At 60.6% G+C, this 19,938-nt stretch carries 23 protein-coding genes; 13 read left to right on the plus strand and 10 right to left on the minus strand.

Annotated features, from left to right (window positions below; all coding sequences use genetic code 11):
• The first annotated feature begins 504 nt into the window (after positions 1–504).
• Together rhtA and PMI28_RS06970 are read left to right on the plus strand one after the other, a co-directional pair.
• Positions 505–1,392 (plus strand): threonine/homoserine exporter RhtA, encoded by an 888-nt coding sequence (gene rhtA, locus PMI28_RS06975; protein ID WP_007990111.1) that lies wholly within the window; start codon positions 505–507, stop codon positions 1,390–1,392.
• Positions 1,393–1,561: 169 nt separating this feature from the next.
• Positions 1,562–1,843, plus strand: a complete 282-nt coding sequence (locus PMI28_RS06970; protein ID WP_007990112.1) for a hypothetical protein — start codon at positions 1,562–1,564, stop codon at positions 1,841–1,843.
• Between the two features lie 14 nt (positions 1,844–1,857).
• Here the strand turns inward: PMI28_RS06970 and PMI28_RS06965 are convergent, their stop codons facing one another.
• Positions 1,858–2,418 carry a TetR/AcrR family transcriptional regulator gene (locus PMI28_RS06965; RefSeq protein WP_007990113.1) on the minus strand — a complete coding sequence of 187 codons (561 nt, stop codon included), beginning with the start codon at positions 2,416–2,418 and terminating at the stop codon, positions 1,858–1,860.
• 92 nt (positions 2,419–2,510) lie between these two features.
• On the opposite strand from PMI28_RS06965, the gene PMI28_RS06960 reads away from it, so the two are divergent.
• Together PMI28_RS06960 and PMI28_RS06955 are read left to right on the plus strand one after the other, a co-directional pair.
• Positions 2,511–3,239: an SDR family oxidoreductase gene (locus PMI28_RS06960; protein ID WP_007990114.1), complete on the plus strand. Its 729-nt coding sequence runs from the start codon at positions 2,511–2,513 to the stop codon at positions 3,237–3,239.
• Between the two features lie 36 nt (positions 3,240–3,275).
• Entirely contained in the window at positions 3,276–3,866 is a 591-nt protein-coding gene (locus PMI28_RS06955) for a 2-hydroxychromene-2-carboxylate isomerase (RefSeq protein WP_007990115.1), read from the plus strand.
• On the opposite strand, the gene PMI28_RS29915 is transcribed toward PMI28_RS06955, so the two are convergent.
• The 5 genes from PMI28_RS29915 to PMI28_RS06935 all read right to left on the minus strand — a co-directional run bounded on the left by PMI28_RS29915 (position 3,863) and on the right by PMI28_RS06935 (position 8,368).
• The gene (locus tag PMI28_RS29915) at positions 3,863–3,988 is read right to left on the minus strand and encodes a hypothetical protein (protein WP_274517544.1); all 126 of its coding nucleotides are present in this window, start codon (positions 3,986–3,988) and stop codon (positions 3,863–3,865) included. The two genes, PMI28_RS06955 and PMI28_RS29915, sit on opposite strands and share 4 nt — an antisense overlap.
• Before the next feature lie 156 nt (positions 3,989–4,144).
• Positions 4,145–5,953, minus strand: a complete 1,809-nt coding sequence (locus tag PMI28_RS06950; RefSeq protein ID WP_007990116.1) for an aminopeptidase P family protein — start codon at positions 5,951–5,953, stop codon at positions 4,145–4,147.
• A 65-nt stretch (positions 5,954–6,018) separates the two neighbouring features.
• Complete coding sequence (locus PMI28_RS06945; protein WP_007990117.1) at positions 6,019–7,176, minus strand: cysteine desulfurase family protein; 1,158 nt, start codon at positions 7,174–7,176, stop codon at positions 6,019–6,021.
• Between the two features lie 206 nt (positions 7,177–7,382).
• Positions 7,383–7,997 carry a LysE family translocator gene (locus PMI28_RS06940; RefSeq protein ID WP_007990118.1) on the minus strand — a complete coding sequence of 205 codons (615 nt, stop codon included), beginning with the start codon at positions 7,995–7,997 and terminating at the stop codon, positions 7,383–7,385.
• 101 nt (positions 7,998–8,098) lie between these two features.
• Positions 8,099–8,368: a hypothetical protein gene (locus PMI28_RS06935; RefSeq protein ID WP_007990119.1), complete on the minus strand. Its 270-nt coding sequence runs from the start codon at positions 8,366–8,368 to the stop codon at positions 8,099–8,101.
• A gap of 290 nt (positions 8,369–8,658) precedes the next feature.
• Here PMI28_RS06935 and PMI28_RS06930 point away from each other — a divergent pair, with 290 nt between their 5' ends.
• The 9 genes from PMI28_RS06930 to PMI28_RS06890 all read left to right on the plus strand — a co-directional run bounded on the left by PMI28_RS06930 (position 8,659) and on the right by PMI28_RS06890 (position 15,761).
• Positions 8,659–9,117, plus strand: a complete 459-nt coding sequence (locus tag PMI28_RS06930) for a VOC family protein (RefSeq protein ID WP_007990120.1) — start codon at positions 8,659–8,661, stop codon at positions 9,115–9,117.
• A gap of 398 nt (positions 9,118–9,515) precedes the next feature.
• Complete coding sequence (locus PMI28_RS06925) at positions 9,516–10,718, plus strand: PepSY-associated TM helix domain-containing protein (RefSeq protein WP_007990121.1); 1,203 nt, start codon at positions 9,516–9,518, stop codon at positions 10,716–10,718.
• Complete coding sequence (locus PMI28_RS06920) at positions 10,715–11,257, plus strand: hypothetical protein (RefSeq protein ID WP_007990122.1); 543 nt, start codon at positions 10,715–10,717, stop codon at positions 11,255–11,257. Before PMI28_RS06925 ends, PMI28_RS06920 begins: the two co-directional genes overlap by 4 nt.
• On the plus strand, positions 11,254–11,580 hold the full coding sequence (locus PMI28_RS06915) for a hypothetical protein (protein ID WP_007990124.1): 327 nt from the start codon (positions 11,254–11,256) through the stop codon (positions 11,578–11,580). The genes PMI28_RS06920 and PMI28_RS06915 overlap by 4 nt, the downstream gene beginning before the upstream one ends.
• Positions 11,577–12,152 carry a DUF6162 family protein gene (locus tag PMI28_RS06910; protein WP_007990125.1) on the plus strand — a complete coding sequence of 192 codons (576 nt, stop codon included), beginning with the start codon at positions 11,577–11,579 and terminating at the stop codon, positions 12,150–12,152. Before PMI28_RS06915 ends, PMI28_RS06910 begins: the two co-directional genes overlap by 4 nt.
• A gap of 35 nt (positions 12,153–12,187) precedes the next feature.
• A complete protein-coding gene (locus PMI28_RS06905; RefSeq protein ID WP_007990126.1) occupies positions 12,188–13,114 on the plus strand; it encodes a metal ABC transporter substrate-binding protein in 927 nt (308 codons plus the stop codon).
• Positions 13,111–13,959 carry a metal ABC transporter ATP-binding protein gene (locus PMI28_RS06900; protein ID WP_007990127.1) on the plus strand — a complete coding sequence of 283 codons (849 nt, stop codon included), beginning with the start codon at positions 13,111–13,113 and terminating at the stop codon, positions 13,957–13,959. The genes PMI28_RS06905 and PMI28_RS06900 overlap by 4 nt, the downstream gene beginning before the upstream one ends.
• Entirely contained in the window at positions 13,959–14,858 is a 900-nt protein-coding gene (locus PMI28_RS06895) for a metal ABC transporter permease (RefSeq protein ID WP_007990128.1), read from the plus strand. Before PMI28_RS06900 ends, PMI28_RS06895 begins: the two co-directional genes overlap by 1 nt.
• Complete coding sequence (locus PMI28_RS06890; RefSeq protein WP_007990129.1) at positions 14,859–15,761, plus strand: metal ABC transporter substrate-binding protein; 903 nt, start codon at positions 14,859–14,861, stop codon at positions 15,759–15,761.
• Between the two features lie 176 nt (positions 15,762–15,937).
• Here the strand turns inward: PMI28_RS06890 and PMI28_RS06885 are convergent, their stop codons facing one another.
• From PMI28_RS06885 to PMI28_RS06870, 4 genes are all read right to left on the minus strand, one after another.
• The gene (locus tag PMI28_RS06885) at positions 15,938–16,165 is read right to left on the minus strand and encodes an MbtH family protein (RefSeq protein ID WP_007990131.1); all 228 of its coding nucleotides are present in this window, start codon (positions 16,163–16,165) and stop codon (positions 15,938–15,940) included.
• Between the two features lie 81 nt (positions 16,166–16,246).
• Positions 16,247–17,647, minus strand: a complete 1,401-nt coding sequence (locus tag PMI28_RS06880; RefSeq protein ID WP_007990132.1) for an aspartate aminotransferase family protein — start codon at positions 17,645–17,647, stop codon at positions 16,247–16,249.
• A gap of 273 nt (positions 17,648–17,920) precedes the next feature.
• Positions 17,921–19,246 carry an ATP-binding protein gene (locus tag PMI28_RS06875; protein WP_007990134.1) on the minus strand — a complete coding sequence of 442 codons (1,326 nt, stop codon included), beginning with the start codon at positions 19,244–19,246 and terminating at the stop codon, positions 17,921–17,923.
• Complete coding sequence (locus PMI28_RS06870) at positions 19,243–19,923, minus strand: response regulator (protein WP_007990136.1); 681 nt, start codon at positions 19,921–19,923, stop codon at positions 19,243–19,245. Before PMI28_RS06870 ends, PMI28_RS06875 begins: the two co-directional genes overlap by 4 nt.
• Between the last annotated feature and the right edge of the window lie 15 nt (positions 19,924–19,938).

The following is a 19,938-nucleotide window of genomic DNA, read 5'->3' on the forward strand; positions in this document are numbered from 1 at the left end:
CTGACTCCACAAGCACCCACACGAATTGCTTGATTCAGTTGTTAAAGAGCGGTTGGTCAAGAGCTTTTCGTCTCAACCGAGGCGCGCATTCTACAGCAGCCTCATTTGCTGTCAAGTGATTTTTTTCCGAAGCTTTCAAAGTTTCCTTTGTAACTTCAACCACTTGCGCCTCCGATCTCTCATCAGCGGGAGGCGAATTCTACAGCGCTACACGCTGCTGTCAACACCTCTTTTTCAACTTCCTTTTGGCTTCGATGACCTGAAGCAACCCGCTGCCGAAAACTGCGTAACTCTTTGTTTACCAAGGAGTTTTCCGTTTCGACTGCGCCGGAAGTGGGGCGAATTATAGGCCTCCAGAATCTGCCGTCAAGCACTGATTTTGGTTTTCTACCGACATATGCAAAAACGCCGCTTATATATAGACGCGCCCGCAGTGAATGCGCAGTATATTGCCCATCACGAAGAGAAACGCCCTTACTTCCTATTTTCGGACGATGCCACGTAATGAATGATCAGCCTCGCAGCCTAGCCTCTACCTTATTCTCGGTGGGGCTGCTACTCATAGCCATGGCATCGATTCAGTCCGGAGCCTCCCTGGCCAAAAGCATGTTCTCCGTTGTTGGCCCTCAGGGGACGACAACATTACGACTGATTTTTGCCAGCGTGATCATGATGCTGATACTGCGTCCATGGCGGGCGAAATTAACCGCAAGATCTCTGCGCACCGTCATCGTCTACGGGATGGCGCTGGGCGGCATGAACTTCCTCTTCTATATGTCATTGCAAACAGTCCCGCTGGGTATCGCGGTGGCTCTGGAATTCACTGGCCCGTTGGCTGTGGCAATCTACGCCTCCCGTCGCGCGATCGACTTTTTGTGGATTGCCCTGGCTGCCGTCGGCTTACTGTTATTGATACCGACAGGAGAAGCGACCGCAGGAATCGATCTGATAGGCGCCGGTTATGCTTTGGGTGCAGGTGTCTGCTGGGCGCTGTACATTTTGTTCGGCCAAAAAGCCGGGGCTGACAATGGCGTGCAAACCGCCGCGCTGGGGGTAATGATCGCTGCACTGTTCGTAGCCCCTATCGGCATTGTCCATGCCGGTTCCGCTCTGTTGACCCCGTCATTGATCCCTGTGGCCCTCGGCGTTGCCATGTTGTCCACTGCCCTCCCCTACACCCTGGAGATGGTCGCTCTAACCCGCATGCCGGCCAGAACCTTCGGCACACTGATGAGTATCGAGCCCGCCTTCGGCGCCTTATCGGGCTTGCTGTTCCTTCATGAATACCTCTCGCTGTCACAGTGGATGGCTATCATGTGCATCATCCTGGCATCCGTCGGCGCAACCATGACTATGAGCACTGCCGCCAAGCCGGCAGTAGCGGCAGATTGAGAGCAGATATGACGTAGGTCTGGTATTTGACGCTCAATTAGGCCATGTTTAGCCCCGCGACCCAGAGTCATACCATGGACAATTCCAGATAGGGATATCAGTAAGCTTCAAGCGCAAGCGAATGCAGCCAGACCCGGGCACAAGATCCGGGGACGCTTTAAGGACAGTAATGAAACGAATTTTGATACTGATCGCCGTACTTGCAATTGCGGGCTGCGCAGCGACATCAAAAACACAGATCAAACACGGCAAGAAAGGGCTACATATCAACTGTTCCGGACTGTCTTCGTCCTGGGACAAGTGCTACGCCAGCGCGGCCAACTCCTGCGCCCCCAAGGGTTACAAGGTCATTGCCAAGTCGGGAGATGCAGTGGAAGAGCCCGGCGATTATCCGTTTGGCCTCAATCCTGCCGGCTATACCAGCCGCAGCATGATTGTCATCTGCAAATAGTCAGGGCCGTCGCGTCACGCTCTTGGAGTTGCGATCTGACGGCCAATCTCTTCGTGGCTGGACTTAAGCACTGTGCGCTGAATATCCGGGCTAGCGAGCATACGCGCTACAACCAGCGCGCCAATGCATTGCGACAGAATCGCCCATGCCAGGCTGTCGCTTTGCAGAACACCCGCCCAACTTTCCTGAAGCCGACAAATCCAGAGCTCTGCCTGTTGACGGACAGAAATGTCGGATCGGGCAATTTCCGCCCCCAATACCGGTAACGCACAGCCGGTTTCCGGATTCTCGACATGCGACATGCTCAGATACAGTTTCAAGCAGCGCTCAAGCTTGTCACGGTCCTGCCCTTCCCCCAGTCGCGCCAGGCTTTGGCACAACTCACGCTCGACAATGGTTGCGAACAACTCGTCTTTCGACGAGAAGTGGCTGTAGAAAGCGCCGCCACTCAAGCCAACCGCTTTCATAAGGCCGTCCACGCCCACCGTTGAAAATCCGGATTTCTTGGCCAATACCGCACTGCTTTCCAGCAGCCTTTGCCTGGTTTCCAGCTTATGACTGGCGGAATAACGCATTGCCCTTCTCCCTTGATTGCTCACCTTGACGCCTGTCGAATCGTAGCATAACGTTCGTTTAGTTAACGATCGTTTACCAAAGGGATCTACCCATGAATAACAAGAAGGTCGTACTGGTCGTCGGTGCAGGTGATGCCACCGGTGGCGCCATTGCCAAGCGTTTTGCGCAGGAGGGTTTTGTCGCCTGCGTCACCCGCCGCAGTGCGGACAAGCTCCAGCCACTGGTGGATGCCATCCAGGCCGATGGTGGCGAGGCCCATGGTTTTGCCTGTGATGCACGTAAAGAGGAAGACGTGATCGCGCTGGTCGAGCAGATCGAAACCCAGATCGGCCCCATCGAAGCTTTTGTCTTCAACATCGGCGCCAACGTGCCGTGCAGTATTCTCGAAGAAACCGCCCGCAAGTATTTCAAGATCTGGGAAATGGCCTGTTTTTCCGGTTTTCTCAACGCGCGTGAAGTGGCCAAGCGCATGGCCAAGCGCCAGCGGGGCACGATCCTTTTCACCGGGGCCACCGCAGGCATGCGTGGCGCTGCCGGATTCGCCGCATTTGCGGGTGCCAAGCACGGTATTCGTGCACTGGCGCAAAGCATGGCCCGGGAGCTCGGGCCGATGAACATTCACGTTGCCCATATCGTCGTCGACGGCGCCATCGATACCGACTTCATCCGTGAAAGCTTCCCCGAAAAATATGCAACCAAGGATCAGGATGGCATCCTCGATCCCGAGCATATAGCCGAAAACTACTGGTACCTGCACAGCCAGCCCCGCGATGCCTGGACTTTCGAGCTGGACCTTCGCCCCTGGAGCGAGCGCTGGTAACTCCCCACACATAACAACAAGACGAGCGCCTTGAACATGAGCAAAACCGTGGAGTTCTACTTCGACCTCGGCAGCCCCGCCACCTATCTGGCCTATACCCAGCTACCGAAAATCTGTGCACAGACCGATACCCGGCTGGTCTACATTCCGCTCTTGTTGGGCGGGGTATTCAAAGCCACCGGAAACGCCTCTCCGGTGACTGTCCCGGCAAAGGGCCGCTACATGTTTCAGGATCTGGACCGCTACGCCAGACGCTACGGCGTGCCTCTGAAATTCAATCCGCACTTCCCGATCAATACCTTGATGCTGATGCGTGCCGTAACAGGCATGCAGTTGCGCCACCCTGAACGTTTTGCCGAGTTCATCGATTGCCTGTTCAAGGCCATTTGGGTCGACGGTCGGAATCTCGATGAACCGGCAACTGTCGCGGCAGTGCTGAGCGAAAACGCTTTCGACCCGCAAGAGGTGCTGACCCTGACCGCTGATGCAGAAGTCAAAGCCGTGCTCAAGGACAATACCGAAAAAGCTGTGCAGCGAGGGGTGTTCGGAGCGCCGAGCATGTTTGTCGGCAACCAGTTGTACTTCGGCCAGGATCGACTGGACTTCGTGCTCGAAGCCTTGAGTTAAATCTCGACCACCAACCGCCCCTTTGCCGCTCCCGACAAGAGCAGTACATGGGCGGCTTCTGCGGTCTGCAATGTGAACGAGTGCGGGTCAAGCAACGGCAGGAGCTTACCCGCCTCAATCAACGGCGCCGCCTCGGCGATTCATGGCGTGTCCCCCGACGAATCGTCGCCAATCCGCCAGGGTCAAAGCGTTTGTCGACTATGTGGCTCAGGTGCTTGAAAAAGCGCCTGAGCTGCACAGAGACAAATAGCTACGCAGGAACCAGTAGCTGCACCCGATCAAATAGCCGCGGTACGAGTGTTCAGCCACTCCAGCGCGGCCCCCTCGACCAGCGGACTCAGGCGTTCACGCACTTCGGCGTGATAGGCGTTGAACCACTGTTTTTCCTCTTCGGACAGCAGTGAGGTTTCCAGGCAGCGTGTATCGATCGGACACAGGGTCAGCGTTTCGAACTTCAGGAACTCGCCGAATTCGCTTTTGCCTGCCTCACGGTTCATCGCCAGGTTTTCGATCCGCACCCCCCAACGACCCGGACGATAGGTGCCCGGCTCAATGGACGTGATCATGCCGGGTTGCATCGCCGTTTGTGGCGCAGGCGCAGCCTGATAAGCGATGACTTGCGGACCTTCGTGGACATTCAGAAAGTAACCGACGCCATGACCGGTGCCGTGACCATAGTCGACACTTTCTGCCCAGATGGGCGCGCGGGCGATGGCATCGAGCAGTGGCGACAGAATGCCCTTCGGGAACTGCGCGCGGGACAAGGCAATCACGCCCTTGAGTACGCGGGTGCAATCGCGTTTTTGCTCATCGGTCGGTGTGCCCACCGCAACCATCCGCGTGATGTCGGTGGTGCCGCCCAGGTACTGACCGCCGGAATCGATCAGTAACAGACCGTCTCCTTCAATCACCGCGTGTTCTTCTTCGGTGGCGTGGTAGTGCGGCATCGCGCCATTGGCGTTGAACGCGGCGATGGTATTGAAGCTCAGTGACACGTAATCCGGACGACGCTCACGGGCGGCGGTGAGTTTTTCGTCGATGGTCAGTTCGGTGATGCGCTCGCGGCCCAGCGCCGAGTCCAGCCAGGCGAAGAATTCGCACAGCGCTGCACCGTCCTGTTCCATGGCCTGACGGATGTGTTCGGCATCGGCCAGGCTTTTTTGCGATTTGGCCAGGGTGGTCGGGTTCAGGCCTTCAATCAGTTTCACCCCGCAGTCGAGGTTGTCCAGCAACCCCGCCGTGACCCGCGCCGGGTCGACTTGCAGGCTCGCGCCGCTCGGCACGGCGCGCAGTGCGGCAGCGACTTCGCTGTAATCGCGCAAAGTCACGCCGTCCTGTTCGAGGATGGCGCGCAGCTCGGCGCTGACCTTGCTCAAGGCGACAAACAGCGTGGCCTGTTGCTGATTGATCAAGGCGAAAGAAACGAATACCGGATTGAATGACACGTCGCCGCCACGCAGGTTGAACAGCCAGGCGATGTCATCGAGGGTGGCAATGAAATGCCAGTCGGCACCCCGTGCCTTAAGGGTTTCACGCAGTTTGGCAAGTTTTTCGCCACGGCTGACGGTCGCCTGTGGTGGCAAGTGCTGATAGATCGGTTCGTTCGGCAGGCTTGGGCGGTCGCTCCAGACCCCGCTCAACAGATCGAGGTCGGTGCGCAGGCGGGCGCCACGCTCTTCAAGTTTACCGCCCAGGGTCCGTGCCGAAGCCACGGCCATGACCGCGCCATCGACGGCGACAACGCCACCTTCGGGGGTTTGCTCGGCGAGCCATTCCAGTGGCCCGGGTTGACCCGGTTGCAGCTTGACCAAGTCAATGCCACTGCCCTTGAGCTCCTTGGTCGCTTGCTCCCAATAACGGCTGTCGGCCCAGACGCCGGCAAAATCCGGGGTCACGATCAAGGTACCGACCGAACCATGGAAACCCGACAACCACTGGCGCCCCTGCCAGTAACCCGGCAGATATTCGGACAGATGCGGGTCGGCCGACGGCACCAGCAGGGCATGAATGCCCTCCCGGCTCATCAGTTCGCGGGTTTGCGCCAGGCGCTGGGGCACCGATCCGTTGATCGAAAGCTGCGTATTCATCGTGTCTCCTGCTAACCACTTCATCATTATTGTTGAGGGCCGATCAACGTCGGCACTTCGTCGCCCTATTGCCAGAATGCCGGAGCACTGGCGCAGGCTGCCTTGATCAGTTGAACCGCCTGGTCGATATCCTGCTCGGTGGTGAAACGCCCGAGGCTCAAGCGGATGGTGCGACTCGCCGAGCGGGCATCATGCCCCAGGGCCAGCAGTACATGGGATGGGGTATTGCTGGCGGAATTGCAGGCCGAGGTCGCGGAAAACGCGATCGAGGCCAGCAATGCTGCCGGGTTGAACTCGCCTTCGCTGAAGGTCAGGCTCAGGGTATGGGGAATGCGCCGGGTCGGGCTGCCATTGAGCCGTACACCGGGAATACTCTGCAATTGCTCGAGCAAGCGTTCACGCAAACGCACGATGCTGGCTTTCTCTTCATCGAATGCAGCCGCCGCCAGTGCAAAGGCCGAGCCCATGGCCACGATCTGATGGGTCGCCAGTGTTCCGGAACGCAAACCGCCCTCATGCCCGCCGCCATGGATCTGCGCCTGCAGGCGCTGTTGTGCACGCGGACCGACGTACAACGCACCGATGCCTTTTGGGCCGTACAGTTTATGCGCGGAAAACGACATCAGGTCCACCGCCCACTGTGCAAGGTCGATCGCCACTTTGCCCGCGCCCTGTGCGGCGTCGACATGGAACAACGCCCCGCGATCACGCACGACCTGACCGATGGCGGGAATGTCGTTGAGGGTGCCCAGTTCGTTGTTGACCAGCATCAGCGAGACCAGGAAGGTGTCCTCGCGCATGGCTTCGCTGACCGCTTGCGCGGTGATCAGGCCATCGGCGTCCGGCACCAGATAAGTCACCGCTACACCGGCATCCTGCAGTTGCTTCGCGGTATCGAGAATGGCCTTGTGTTCGATCTGGCTGGTGATGATATGGCCGCCGCCAACGCCCCGGGCCTGAGCCACGCCTTTGAGCGCGAGGTTGTTGGACTCGGTGGCGCCTGAGGTCCAGATGATCTGCTCGGGCGTCGCGCCGACCAGTTCGGCGACCTGGCGTCGCGCCTGTTCCACCGATTGCCGGGCCTGCTGGCCAAATGCGTGGGAACTGGAGGCCGGGTTGCCGAAATTGCCGGTAAAGCCCAGACACTCGACCATCACCTTGATGACTCGCTCATCCACCGGCGTGGTGGCGGCGTAGTCGAAATACAACGGACGTTTATTCATAAAAGACTCGCAGAGCGTGTTCCGGGATCAGGAAGCTCGTGACTGCAAACGGCAAAGCGCAGCCTTGTGAGCTGCGCGCGGTTTTCAGAACGTTACCAATACCTGATCGGATGCCGTTAAAGAAGAACTACTTCATTTAATAGTGCGTAGGAACGCTCCTGAAAAGTCAGCTTAACAGGCATCGGGCAACCGATTGAAGCAATGCGTCAGCTAAAGCTTTCGAGCAACAACGGATACAGCGACCCCACGAGCAGCGCGGCCATGCCCCAATTGAACAGGCGCAGCCAGCGGCGGTCCTTCAGAACGTTGCGTAACAGCGTGCCACAAGCGGCCCAGACACCGACGCTCGGCAGGTTGATGATCGCAAAGACGGCCGCAATCACGATCACATTAGTGAAGTAACCCTGCATCGGCGTGTAGGTGCTGATGGCGCCAATGGCCATGATCCAGGCCTTGGGATTGACCCACTGGAACGCGGCGGCGCCCAAATAGCTGATCGGTTTCGCCTCGCCCTGCTGGCTCTCCGACATTGGTCCGGAATGGGCGATTTTCCAGGCCAGATACAGCAAGTACGCCGCCCCCACGTAACGCAGCACGGTGTAGAGCAAAGGGTAAGCCTGGAACACCGCGCCAAGGCCGAAACCGACTGCCACCACGAGTACGAAGAAGCCACAGGTGATGCCGAGCATGTGCGGAATCGTGCGGTTGAAACCAAAGTTCACCCCGGATGCCAGCAACATGGTGTTGTTCGGGCCGGGCGTGATCGAGGTGACGAGGGCAAACAGGGCGAAGCCCAGCAGCAGGTCGAGTGAGAGCGTCATGGGTGGCAGTCCGTCAGGGTCGGTCAGGTATTGACCCTACCGCACACCTTGGGCGAAACCCACGGACAGTTGTGTGAAACTTGAAGCAGTACAGTTTTGCTTCAGCTTGGACGACCGTGAAGCTGTACAGATCGCCCGGCGTTCATTTCACCCTGGTTGTCGAAGCCGAACGCCTTCTGCGGCTGGCCGAGCAGTTCGGCTTTTTTCGCATGGTATTCGTCGAAGGACAATCCGCGGCGGTTCAGCGCCTCCAGCGCCAGTTCCTTGGTCTCTTCAGCCGTGTAAGGGCGAAGTTCCGGGGAAACATGGCTGGCACATCCGGCGAGTACGGAGACGGCGAGCATCAGCAAAGTGGCAATCATCGGTTTCATTTTTGGCGTCCTGGCGACTGGGTTCGAGGCAATGAACACAGGCTACCCGCGCCTCCCGGGCAGCAGAAATCAACGCTTTCAATAGTGGCTATCAGGAAATGGCGATCATTGTCGATGTGCTGGGGGAACGCGGGCCGGGAGCGCACTGGTTGGAGCCGACTTGATGGCACTTGTGTGGCGCGACTGCTCGTCGGGTGTTCGGTGAGACGAAAGAGGCTGACCTATATTAATTCGGCCGAATAACGGCGCAGGCACTGTCTATTCACAAAACAGGAACAGGGAGATCCATCATGAGCGTCAAACCCATTCCAGAGGGATATCACAGCATCACCCCTTACTTGGGCATCAACAAAGCTGCAGATGCCATCGATTTCTACAAAAAAGCCTTCGGCGCCATTGAAGTCATGCGCCTGGCCATGCCCGATGGCGGTGTCGGTCACGCCGAACTGCGCATTGGCGATTGCCCGATCATGCTAGGCACACCGTGCGATCAAGGACCGCTGAGTAATCCGGACAATTCGTCGTCCGTGGGTCTGCATTTGTACGTGACTGATGTCGACAAGTCCTACAAAAAAGCCATTGATGCCGGCGCAACCGTTGTATCCGAGGTCAAGGATCAGTTTTACGGCGACCGTACGGGCACCTTGAAGGATCCCTTCGGGCACGTGTGGTTCCTGGCCACGCGCAAGGAAGACCTGACCCAGGAACAGATTGAACAACGGGCGAAGGAGATGTTCAGTCAGGGTTGAGGGCTTTTTCCCAACCATAGAATCTCCCACAGTGGGTCCCCGATCTTACGCCGGACTTGTGATCACTGAAGGACCCTGTGGGAGCGGGCTTGCTCGCGAAAGCGGAGTGTCAGGCGACGTGGATGTTGAATGTGCCGGCCCCTTCGCGAGCAAGCCCGCTCCCACCGTTTGATCTTCAGTAAATGTAAATCCTGCGGCCGGCGGTGCGCGGATTGCTCTGCCTCTCCGCCCCTCGCGAAACATTTTCTTTCATTTCCCCTTTCGGGATTTCCCCTGCTCATCCGTCCTACCTAGATGCAGTCCTTTCGCGTAGGCAAAAGCCACGACTGGACCTTCATGGCGCTCCTCCCTGCGAAGCCCGCAGCCGAGCGGCCACTCATCCAGGCAAGACCTCCAACATGTCAAAGAAGTCCCGTTCAAAAATCTGGTTCCTGGTCCATAGCTGGCTGGCGCTGCCGATCTGGTTTTTCGTACTGATCGTGTGTGTGACCGGCACCCTGGCCGTCATCAGTCAGGAAATCGTCTGGCTGGCCAACCCGCCAATGCGTGCCACCCAACCCACGGACGATGCCCCGCTGCTCAGCTATCAGCAGGTCATCGAGGCCATCAACAAGGCTGAACCGCAGACCGTGGTGCAGAGCATCAGCCGCCCCGACGAATCGCACTTTGCCCTGGATGTCGAAGTCAGCTACCTCGACGGGCGCTCGGTGGTGATTTATGTCAATCCGTACAGCGGTGTGATCCAGGGTGTTGCGCCGGAATTCAACTTCCGCGCCTTCACCCGCGCCTTGCACGCCTGGTGGCTGGTGCCGTTTACCAATGGCTATAGCTGGGGCTGGTACCTGGTGTCGTTTCTCGGCTTGCCATTGCTGGCTTCGCTGATCACAGGACTGGTGGTCTACAAGCGCTTCTGGAAAGGTTTTTTCCGCCCGACCTTGCGCATTCGTCACGGTGCACGGATTTTCTGGGGCGACTTTCACCGCTTGAGCGGCATCTGGTCGATCTGGTTCATCGCAGTGATTTCCATAACCGGCACATGGTTCCTGATCCAGGCATTGCTGTCCGATAACCAGATTTCCATTTCCACGGAAAAGATCATCCCGGCGATCTCCCGCGAAGCGGTACCGCTGTCGCCCGATGGGTCGCCCCCACCCCGTATTGACCTTGACCGCGCGATTGAAATCGCCACGCAGGAAATCTCCGGTCTGGAGGCCAGTTTCGTCAGCCTGCCGGGCAATGCCTACAGCCATCTGGATGTCGGTGGACGCGGTTGGTATCCGTTGATGTTCCAGACCGCCACCATCAACCCGTACAACGGCGAAATCGCCGCCTCGCGCCTGATCTCCGACCGCTCGGCCCTGGAGTTCGTCACCGAGTCCATGCGCCCGTTGCACACCGGAGACTTCGGCGGACTGTGGATCAAGCTGATCTGGGCATTTTTCGGTCTGCTGCTGAGCATGATGGTGCTCAGCGGTTTGCTGATCTGGACCAAACGCACGGCACTGGCCACGGCCAATGCCTTCAAGCGCAGCCACAAGAAACAGCGCGGCACCGCGGAGCAACCAGCCACAAGCAACGAAACGTCGGAGGCCAACCTGTGAGCAAAGTCACTGCGGCCTCTCCCCCCTCGCGCCTGAGCGTGTTCTGGCACAAATGGCGCTTTCACCTGAATGTCCTGTTGCTGCTGATTCCACTGGGTTTCATGCCCAAGTATTTCGCCGACGAAGCGTTGATGCGTGGTGACAGCGGCCTGGGCGAACGCGACGTCGGCGAAGTACAGGTCGGCCCCTGGAGCCTGCGCCTGGCGGAATTGCGCAACTCAGCCCCGATGCTCGAAGGACCGGCCGGTTACATGAAAGGCTTCAACGCCGCGCTGTGCGATGCCTGTATCGGACAGGTCAAGGCCACTTACCTGCGTATCGGCAAGCCCCGCAGCCTGCGCGCCGCCGGGGTGATTTTCTTCGGTACGCCGTACCGCATGGGCGCTTCGCTGCCCGTCCCGGAAAAGACCACGGCCGACGCCGAGCTGTGGATCACCATGGAAGGCTGGGACGGCGCCATGCATCAGGCATCCATTCCTTTGCGCCAGGCCTCTCCCGCCACCATCGCCTGGCTGAACAAACAAGGAGGCAAACCATGATCAACCCGCTTCGCCCGCTCAACACCGTGTTGCTGCTCTGCGCCGGCTTCAGCGCCAGCGCCCTGGCCCACAACCCGATGTGCGAATGCAAGGCCATCGACGCCGACCAGATCCAGTGCACCGGCGGTTTTTCCGACGGCAGCGGCGCGCCGGGCGTGACCCTCGACGTGATCGGCTACGACGAAACCATTCTGGTGCCGGGCAAGCTCGGACCTGATTCGACCCTGACCTTCAAGAAGCCCGGCGCCGAGTTCTATGTGCTGTTCGATGCCGGCCCCGGTCACGTCGTGGAAATAGACCAAGCGGACATCCAGGCGCCATGAGCACTCCAACGACCCAAGTCGTGCGCCCGGCCGGTGCAGGTCACGAATCCCTCTACGTTCTGCTGCTGTGCCTGGTGATCCTCGCGGTCGCAGGGACTGTGGTGCTCTGGCGCGGTGAACCGTATGAGGTGAACAGCGTCAACAGCCACCAACTGGATGCCCGCCGTGACCTCAGTGCTGCCGAGCAAGGCATCTACGCCGATTTGCGCGTGACGCTGGACGAGATTCATTTGTTGCGTCAGGAACAGCAAACGCTGGCGACGCCCGAAGCTCTCGCCGAGGAAGGTTTTGCCCCGTTCGCCCAGGACGCCAGTTCTGTCAGCCGGGGCGGCCATACCTGGCAATTGCTCGACGCCAAGGCCTACTTCGGCCTGAGCCAGTCGCCGACTGTCGCCGGTTCATTCCTGATGCGCATGAACGCAACCGACGATGCCGCACCGGACATCTGGCTCAACCGCGCCGGCAAGCTCACGGCACCGGCCGACCTCAGCGACGCCACGCTCGAAAGCGCCGGCTGGCAGCAGGTCGTCGCGCAATTCGATGCCGGCGTGACCCGCCAGCACCGGCACTGAACCCTCGCCTTCACCCGAGAGAAGACCGCTTTCCCATGCCTATTTCATCTCAACGATCTTTCCTGCGACTGCTGCTGGTGGGGCTTCTGTCCTGCCTGCTGCCATCACTGGCCAGCGCCGACGAAGCCAAACGCCTGCGCATCGGCATCACCCTGCACCCTTATTACAGCTATGTGGCGAACATCGTCGGCGACAAGGCCGACGTAGTGCCGCTGATTCCGGCCGGTTTCAATCCGCATGCCTATGAACCCCGCGCCGAAGACATCAAGCGCATCAGCGGCCTCGACGTCATTGTGCTCAACGGCGTCGGCCATGATGATTTCGCCGACCGCATGATCGCCGCCAGCGAAACCCCAAATGTCGCGGTGATCGAAGCCAATGAAAACGTGCCGCTGCTCGCCGCCACCGGTGTTGCCGCCCGTGGTGCCGGCAAAGTTGTGAACCCGCATACCTTCCTGTCAATCAGCGCCTCGATTGCCCAGGTCAACAACATCGCCCGGGAGCTGGGCAAGCTCGACCCGGCCAACGCCAAAACCTACACCGAGAACGCCCGCGCCTACGGCAAGCGCCTGCGCAAGATGCGCGCCGACGCCCTGGCCAAACTGACCCAGGCGCCGAACGCCGAACTGCGGGTGGCCACGGTGCATGCGGCCTACGACTACCTGCTGCGCGAGTTCGGCCTGGAAGTGACGGCCGTGGTCGAGCCGGCCCACGGTATCGAACCAAGCCCGAGCCAGTTGAAAAAGACCATCGACCAACTGCGTGAGCTGGACGTGAAGGTGATCTTCTCGGAGATGGATTTCCCGTCCACTTACGTCGACACCATCCAGCGCGAATCCGGGGTGAAGCTGTATCCGCTGTCGCATATTTCCTACGGCGAATACGCCGCCGACAAGTACGAAAAGGAAATGACCAGCAACCTCGACACCGTGGTGCGGGCGATTCTGGAGTCCGGCGCATGACATCGAAAGAAACGCTCACCACCCCAAGCGCCAAATACCCTGTGGGAGCGGGCTTGCTCGCGAATGCGGTGGGTCAGTCAGCATCATTGCCAAATGACACACCGCTTTCGCGAGCAAGCCCGCTCCCACAGGTTCCCGGGCCGACGCTGGATTTTGCCGGAGTCAGCCTGACCCTCGGGCGCACGACGATCCTCGACAAGGTGACCTTTCAGGTCCGCCCCGGCAGCGTGCATGCACTGGTCGGCCCCAACGGCGGCGGCAAGAGTTCTCTGATCAAGACCTTGCTCGGGCAAATGCCGCATCAGGGCCGCTTGAGCCTGCAATGGTCGGCCGAGCCAGGGACCATCGGCTATGTGCCACAGGCGCTGGAGTTCGACCGGGGCTTGCCGATGACCGTCGACGATTTCATGGCCGCCATGTGCCAGCGTCGCCCGGCCTTTCTAGATTTGAGCAAACACTACGCGGCGGCGATTGGCGAGGCGCTGGAACGGGTCGGCATGCAGGACAAACGCAAGCGACGCATGGGCGCGCTATCCGGCGGCGAACGGCAACGGGTGTTGCTGGCCCAGGGGCTGATCCCGCCTCCGCAACTGCTGGTACTCGACGAACCGATGTCGGCCCTCGATGAGGCCGGAATTCAGGTGTTCGAACGCCTGCTCGGCGACTGGCGAGCGGCGGGCACCACCGTGCTGTGGATCGAGCACGACCTGGAAGCGGTCAGGCGCCTGGCCGATCACGTCACCGGGCTCAATCGCCGAGTGCTGTTCGACGCCACGCCGCAACAGGCACTGACGCCGGAGCGCCTGCTGATGCTGTTCTCGACTCACCCACGGAGCCTTGCCTGATGAGTTACGAAGCTTTTCGCCTGATGGTCCAGGGTTGGGCCTCGTCGGGTTATCTGCCCGAGGCGCTGGCCTATGGATTTGTGGTCAACGCCCTGCTCGCCGGCCTATTGATCGGCCCGGTACTGGGCGGCCTGGGTACGCTGGTGGTGGTCAAGCGCTTCGCGTTTTTCTCCGAAGCCGTCGGCCATGCTGCGCTGACCGGCGTGGCCATCGGCATTTTGCTCGGCGAGCCCTACACCGGCCCCTACGGCAGCCTGTTCGGCTACTGCCTGCTGTTCGGCATTTTGCTCAACTACCTGCGCAACCGCACCGGCCTGGCGCCGGACACCTTGATCGGCGTGTTCCTCTCGGTGTCGCTCGCCTTGGGCGCCAGCCTGCTGCTGATTCTGGCGGGCAAAATCAACGTGCACATTCTGGAAAACGTGCTCTTCGGGTCGGTGCTGACGGTCAACGGCAATGACCTGCTGGTGCTGGCCATCGTCGGTTCGCTGGTGATGGCCCTGGCCTTGCCGCTGTACAACCGCATCATGCTCGCCAGCTTCAATCCGCAACTGGCGGCGGTGCGCGGGGTCGCGGTAAAGGCTCTGGATTATCTGTTCGTGATCCTGGTGACGTTGATCACCGTCGCCGCGGTGAAGGTCATCGGTGCGATTCTGGTTGGCGCGCTGCTGGTGATTCCGGCAGCGGCGGCGCGTTTGCTCAGCCAATCGCTGAAGGGCTTTTTCTGCTGTTCGGTGTTGATCGCCACTGTCAGCACGCTAGGCGGGATTCTCGCTCCGATTGTCTTCGACCTGCCGATCCCGTCCGGCGCCGCCATCATCCTCGTGGCCGGTATCGCCTTCGCCCTGGCCGCCATTGCGCGCGGCATCGTCCCCAGCCTGAAAGGGAACCTTGGATAAATGATTTTTTCACTGCGTCAACTGACCCTCTCGGTGGCCCTGTGCGGGCTGGCCGCCACGACCTTCGCCGCAAACAACGGCAAACCGCTGCGCGTGCTGGCCTCTTTGCCGATTACGTATGGGCTGGGTGAAGTGCTGCTCAAAGGCACCGATGTCAACCTCGAACGCGCCGCGCCGGCCAACCTGCCCGGCAGCCGCCAGACCGCCTATTTCACTGGCCGCGGTGCCCCGGCGCTGGCCAGACTGGCGGACGATGCCGATGCGGTGATCGGCCTGCGCTCACTGTGGCCGGATGACCCGCTGTACCCGATCGCGCGCCGCAGCAATATCCGTATCGTCGAAGTCGACGCCGCCCGCCCCGTGGACGGCGCCCTGCCCGGTATTGCCGTGCAACCCGGCAACAAGGTCGACGGGCTGAACAGTCAGCCGTGGTTTTCCAGCAATAACATGGGGCGGATGGCCGACGTGATGGCGGCGGATCTGGTGCGCCTGGCCCCTGAAGCCAAGCCGACAATCGACGCCAACCTGGCAGCGCTCAAGCAGCGCTTGCTCAAACTCAGCGCTGCCAGCGAGGCGCGCCTGGCCAACGCGGATAACCTCAATGTGATGAGCCTGAGCGATCACTTTGGCTACCTGATTGGCAGTCTCAATCTGGAATTGATCGGCCAGGACGCACGCCCCGATGCCGAGTGGACACCCGAAGCGCTCAGGCAGTTGGCCACAACACTCAAGGACAATGACGTGGCGGTGGTGCTGCATCATCGGCAGCCGTCGGATGCACTGAAAGCGGTGATTGCCGGGTCGGGTAGCCGGTGGGTGGTGTTGAGTACCGATGCCGAGGATCCGGTGGCTGAACTGGAAAGGAATGTGGATTTGCTGATCAAGGGGCTTGGCGGGGCGTGACCTCAGTTGGACCGCGTTATCGTTCTTCGCGAGCAAGCCCGCTCCCACATTTGGAATGCGGTCACCTGTGGGAGCGGGCTTGCTCGCGAAGGCGGCCGGACAGACAACACAAACTCCAGACCTGAAAAAGCCCGCTGCCTGTCACCAGTCCAGCGGGCTTCTTTGCAGGCAACAACTCAGTGCGCCACAGCCGCCTGCTCTTCCATCTTCTGCCGCAGGCTCAGCGGACGCATGTCGGTCCAGGTTTCTTCGATGTAGGCCAGGCATTCCTTTTTCAGCCCGCTTTTACCCACGGTGCGCCAACCTTGTGGCACGGCTTTGTAGTCGGGCCAGATCGAGTATTGCTCTTCGTGGTTGACCACGACCTGAAAGAGGATGTCCTCGCGGTCGAATACTGACGTCATGGTGTCTCTCCATCGTTATCGGGCGGACTGCGCTGTGTGCGCAGCCGTTATGTAGAAGGAACGTTGCGCAAGGCGGAAAATTTAAGGATTGGCCGTGGCGGCGGCCAGGGCCCGGCCGAAAATCTCAGCCACGCGATCGATTTGTGCAGCAGTAATCACCAGTGGCGGCAAAAAGCGCACCACCGCGCCATGCCGGCCACCGAGCTCCAGGATCAAGCCACGCTTGAGGCATTCGCGCTGTACCAGCGGTGCCAGGCGGGCGAAGGCCGGCGGGTGACCCTGGGCATCCAGCGCGCCAGTCGGGTCGACCAGTTCGACGCCGAGCATCAAGCCACGCCCACGAATGTCCCCCAGTTGCGCAAAATCCCGTTGCAGGATGCGCAGGTGCCCGGCCAGGCGTTCGCCCATCGCGGCGGCATGCTCGCAGACCTTGTGTTCGACCAGATAACGCATCACCGCGGACCCGGCGGCCATGGCCATCTGGTTGCCACGGAACGTCCCGGCGTGGGCGCCCGGCAGCCAGGTGTCGAGCCAGTCGCGATAGACCACCACCGCCAGCGGCAGGCTGCCGCCGATGGCCTTGGACATCACCACGACATCGGGAATGATCCCGGCGTGCTCGAAGGCAAACATCTTGCCGGTGCGGGCGAAACCGCTCTGGATTTCATCGACGATCAGCGCGACGCCAGCCGCTTCGGTGATCCGCCTCACACCGCGCAACCAGTCCAGGTCCGCCGGGATCACCCCGCCCTCACCCTGCACCACTTCCACAATCACCGCCGCCGGCAATTGCACGCCAGCCTCGGGATCGTTGAGCAGATTTTCCAGATAACTCAGATTGGCCTTGACCCCTTGCGCGCCGCCGAGCCCGAACGGACAGCGATAATCGTAAGGGTACGGCATGAACTGCACGCCGCTGCCGAGCAAAGCGCCCAGGGGCTTTTTCGGCCCCAGGCTGCCCATCAGGCTCAACGCGCCCTGACTCATGCCGTGATACCCCCCCTGAAACGAGATCACGGTGCTGCGGCCGGTGGCGGTACGCACCAGTTTCAGTGCGGCTTCCACGGCGTCGGTGCCCGTGGGGCCACAGAACTGGATCTTCGCTTCAGCGGCCAAGGCAGGTGGCAGCAAGCCGAACAGGTCCTGGACGAACCGGTCCTTGACCGGTGTGGTCAGGTCCAGGGTGTGCAGCGGCAATTCATCGATCAGCACTTGTTGGATGGCTTCGATCACCACCGGGTGGTTGTGTCCCAGGGCCAGGGTCCCGGCACCGGCCAGGCAGTCGATGAACGTGCGGCCTTCTACGTCTTCGACGTATATGCCCCTGGCGCGCTTGAGCGCCAGGGGAATGCGTCGCGGATAGCTGCGGGCATTGGATTCCTGCCGGCTCTGGCGGGCGAGCAATGGTGATTCGTTGAATTGATAAAGCGTCTCGGCGGACGTCGCCGGCTGCTCTTCGATAAGGCTGGTAGCGACTGACATCTCTCGACCCCTCAATACGCTGTAGATAGTGACCAAAACTGCACACCGGGCAGGTACGCGTTCCGGTCACGGGGCGCACTTGTCAGGTTTTCCTGTTCTGGAAACGCATCAGCGTCGAGAGGATTTAGACTTTGGCTCGGTTTTCTCAGAGGTAACTGCAATCCCTTGTGGGAGCGGGCTTGCTCGCGAAGGCGGCGTTACAGTCGACATAGATGTCGAATGTAATGGCCTCTTCGCGAGCAAGCCCGCTCCCACAGGGGATGGTGGTGTTTTTCAGGCCGGTTGCAATGGCATCGTCAGCTCGACCCGCAAGCCGTCCGGCCGGCTATCGAAATGCAACGTGCAACCGCAACGCTGAACGATGGCCTGGACAATCGCCAGCCCCAGACCACAACCGGTGCTCTGGCCGTTGCGCCAGAAGCGCTGGGTCAGGTGTTGCAGATCTTCTTCGGCAATCCCCGGCCCATGGTCGCGCACCACGAACTGCACACGATTGCCGGTGGTTTCCAGGCTCAACTCCACCGCTTTGTCGGCGGGAGTATGCCGCAGAGCGTTGTCGAGCAAGTTGCGCAGCGCGGCAATCGACAGCACGGCGGGCATTTGTACCGGCGCAGCGGAGACCTTGCCCGGCGCCTGGAACCTGATGCGCTGACGATCGCCGCTCGCCGCGTCCTGGATCGCCAGTTTCGCCACTTGTTCGGCGTTGCATTGCACACCGTCGTCGAACGACAGGCTGCCCTCGACGCGCGCCAGCAGCAGCAATTGTTCGAGGGTCCGGTGCATGCGGTCCGCCCCCTCTTCGGCCCGGGCCAGGGACTGATCCCGGGCGTTGCCGTCGGTCATCCGTGCCACTTGCAGGTGGGTCTTGATCGCGGTCAGCGGGCTGCGCAGTTCGTGAGCCGCATCACCGGTCAGGCGACGCTCGCGCTCGATGGTCTTGCCAATGCGCTGGAGCAACTGGTTCTGGGTTTCCAGCAGGGGTTGCAACTCGCTGGGCAACGGCTGAATCTGCAACGGTTCGAGGGAGTCGGCACTGCGCCGCATCAAGGCATCACGCATGCGGTTGAGCGGCGCCAACCCCTGGCCGATGCCCAGCCACAGCAGGCACAAACATCCGAGCAACGCCACGCCCACCGGCACCGAAGCGGCCAGCAGGATCGACATGTTCAAGGCCTCGCGCTCAATCTGCCGGTCGGCGGTGGTGATGCGCAGATCGCCCCGGGCCAATGTGAAGCTGCGCCACGGCGCGCCGTCGATCATTTGGTCGTGAAAACCGAGTTTCTCGGCTTCCAGTGCCTGCTGCGGATCGGTGTGACTGCGGGCGAGGATTTCACCACGCAACGAGCTGACCTGACACGCCATGCCACCCGGAATGTTCAGTTGTTCGGCGCTGAAGTGGGTGCCCTCGCCCTTGCTCGACACGGGCGGCAGTTGCTCCATCAGGCCGGCGACCATGCGCGCCGACGCCACCAGGCGCTGGTCGAGGGAAAACATCATTTGATTGCGCAAATCGCTGAGCATCCAGGCCGCGGCCAGGGCCCAGATCAACGTAAACGCGGCGCCGAGCGTCAGGCTCAGGCGCAAACGCAGACTCATCACTTCGATTCTTCTCCGCCATCAGCCGGCCCCAGGCGATAGCCCAGGCCGCGCACGGTCTCGACAATGCCATTGCCGAGTTTGCGCCGCAGGTGATGGATATGGACGTTGAGGGCGTTGCTCTCCAACTCGTCGTTGAAGCCGTAGACACTGTCCTTGAGTTGCTCGGTGGACAGCACCCGGCCACGGTTATGCAGCAAGGCTTGCAGCAATGACTGCTCGCGACGCGACAGGTCCACCGGTTGCCCCGCGAGTGTGGTTTCGCGACTGCTCGGGTCGTAGGTCAGGGCTCCGTGTTCAATCAGGTTGACGCTACGCCCCGCCACCCGTCGCAACAGCGTATGCAGCCGTGCAGCCAGTTCACGCAAGTCGAACGGTTTGAGCAGATAGTCGTCGGCACCGGCTTGCAGGCCATCGACGCGGTCGGTGACCGAATCACGCGCGGTGAGGATCAAAACCGGCAACTCCAGACCTTGTTGGCGTAGCTGCTGCAGCAGCTTGAGCCCGTCTTCGTCCGGCAGCCCGAGGTCGAGCACCATCACGTCGAACTCCGCCACCTTGAGCATCGCCCGGGCCGCAGACGCCGTGGCCACGTGCTCCACGGTCAGACCCTGGGCGGTCAGGCCGGCGACGATGCCGCTGGCGATCAGCTCATCGTCTTCGCAAACCAGTACGTGCATGGGGAAACCTGTAGA

The organism is Pseudomonas sp. GM48, assembly GCF_000282335.1.
In the GTDB taxonomy this organism is placed as follows: domain Bacteria; phylum Pseudomonadota; class Gammaproteobacteria; order Pseudomonadales; family Pseudomonadaceae; genus Aquipseudomonas.

Bases quoted from the DNA above. Each gene is read 5' to 3' on its own strand.
- rhtA (WP_007990111.1), top strand. From the start codon at position 505: ATGAATGATCAGCCTCGCAGCCTAGCCTCTACCTTATTCTCGGTGGGG.
- PMI28_RS06970 (WP_007990112.1), top strand. From the start codon at position 1,562: ATGAAACGAATTTTGATACTGATCGCCGTACTTGCAATTGCGGGCTGC.
- PMI28_RS06965 (WP_007990113.1), bottom strand. From the start codon at position 2,418: ATGCGTTATTCCGCCAGTCATAAGCTGGAAACCAGGCAAAGGCTGCTG.
- PMI28_RS06960 (WP_007990114.1), top strand. From the start codon at position 2,511: ATGAATAACAAGAAGGTCGTACTGGTCGTCGGTGCAGGTGATGCCACC.
- PMI28_RS06955 (WP_007990115.1), top strand. From the start codon at position 3,276: ATGAGCAAAACCGTGGAGTTCTACTTCGACCTCGGCAGCCCCGCCACC.
- PMI28_RS06950 (WP_007990116.1), bottom strand. From the start codon at position 5,953: ATGAATACGCAGCTTTCGATCAACGGATCGGTGCCCCAGCGCCTGGCG.
- PMI28_RS06945 (WP_007990117.1), bottom strand. From the start codon at position 7,176: ATGAATAAACGTCCGTTGTATTTCGACTACGCCGCCACCACGCCGGTG.
- PMI28_RS06940 (WP_007990118.1), bottom strand. From the start codon at position 7,997: ATGACGCTCTCACTCGACCTGCTGCTGGGCTTCGCCCTGTTTGCCCTC.
- PMI28_RS06935 (WP_007990119.1), bottom strand. From the start codon at position 8,368: ATGAAACCGATGATTGCCACTTTGCTGATGCTCGCCGTCTCCGTACTC.
- PMI28_RS06930 (WP_007990120.1), top strand. From the start codon at position 8,659: ATGAGCGTCAAACCCATTCCAGAGGGATATCACAGCATCACCCCTTAC.
- PMI28_RS06925 (WP_007990121.1), top strand. From the start codon at position 9,516: ATGTCAAAGAAGTCCCGTTCAAAAATCTGGTTCCTGGTCCATAGCTGG.
- PMI28_RS06915 (WP_007990124.1), top strand. From the start codon at position 11,254: ATGATCAACCCGCTTCGCCCGCTCAACACCGTGTTGCTGCTCTGCGCC.
- PMI28_RS06910 (WP_007990125.1), top strand. From the start codon at position 11,577: ATGAGCACTCCAACGACCCAAGTCGTGCGCCCGGCCGGTGCAGGTCAC.
- PMI28_RS06905 (WP_007990126.1), top strand. From the start codon at position 12,188: ATGCCTATTTCATCTCAACGATCTTTCCTGCGACTGCTGCTGGTGGGG.
- PMI28_RS06900 (WP_007990127.1), top strand. From the start codon at position 13,111: ATGACATCGAAAGAAACGCTCACCACCCCAAGCGCCAAATACCCTGTG.
- PMI28_RS06895 (WP_007990128.1), top strand. From the start codon at position 13,959: ATGAGTTACGAAGCTTTTCGCCTGATGGTCCAGGGTTGGGCCTCGTCG.
- PMI28_RS06890 (WP_007990129.1), top strand. From the start codon at position 14,859: ATGATTTTTTCACTGCGTCAACTGACCCTCTCGGTGGCCCTGTGCGGG.
- PMI28_RS06885 (WP_007990131.1), bottom strand. From the start codon at position 16,165: ATGACGTCAGTATTCGACCGCGAGGACATCCTCTTTCAGGTCGTGGTC.
- PMI28_RS06880 (WP_007990132.1), bottom strand. From the start codon at position 17,647: ATGTCAGTCGCTACCAGCCTTATCGAAGAGCAGCCGGCGACGTCCGCC.
- PMI28_RS06870 (WP_007990136.1), bottom strand. From the start codon at position 19,923: ATGCACGTACTGGTTTGCGAAGACGATGAGCTGATCGCCAGCGGCATC.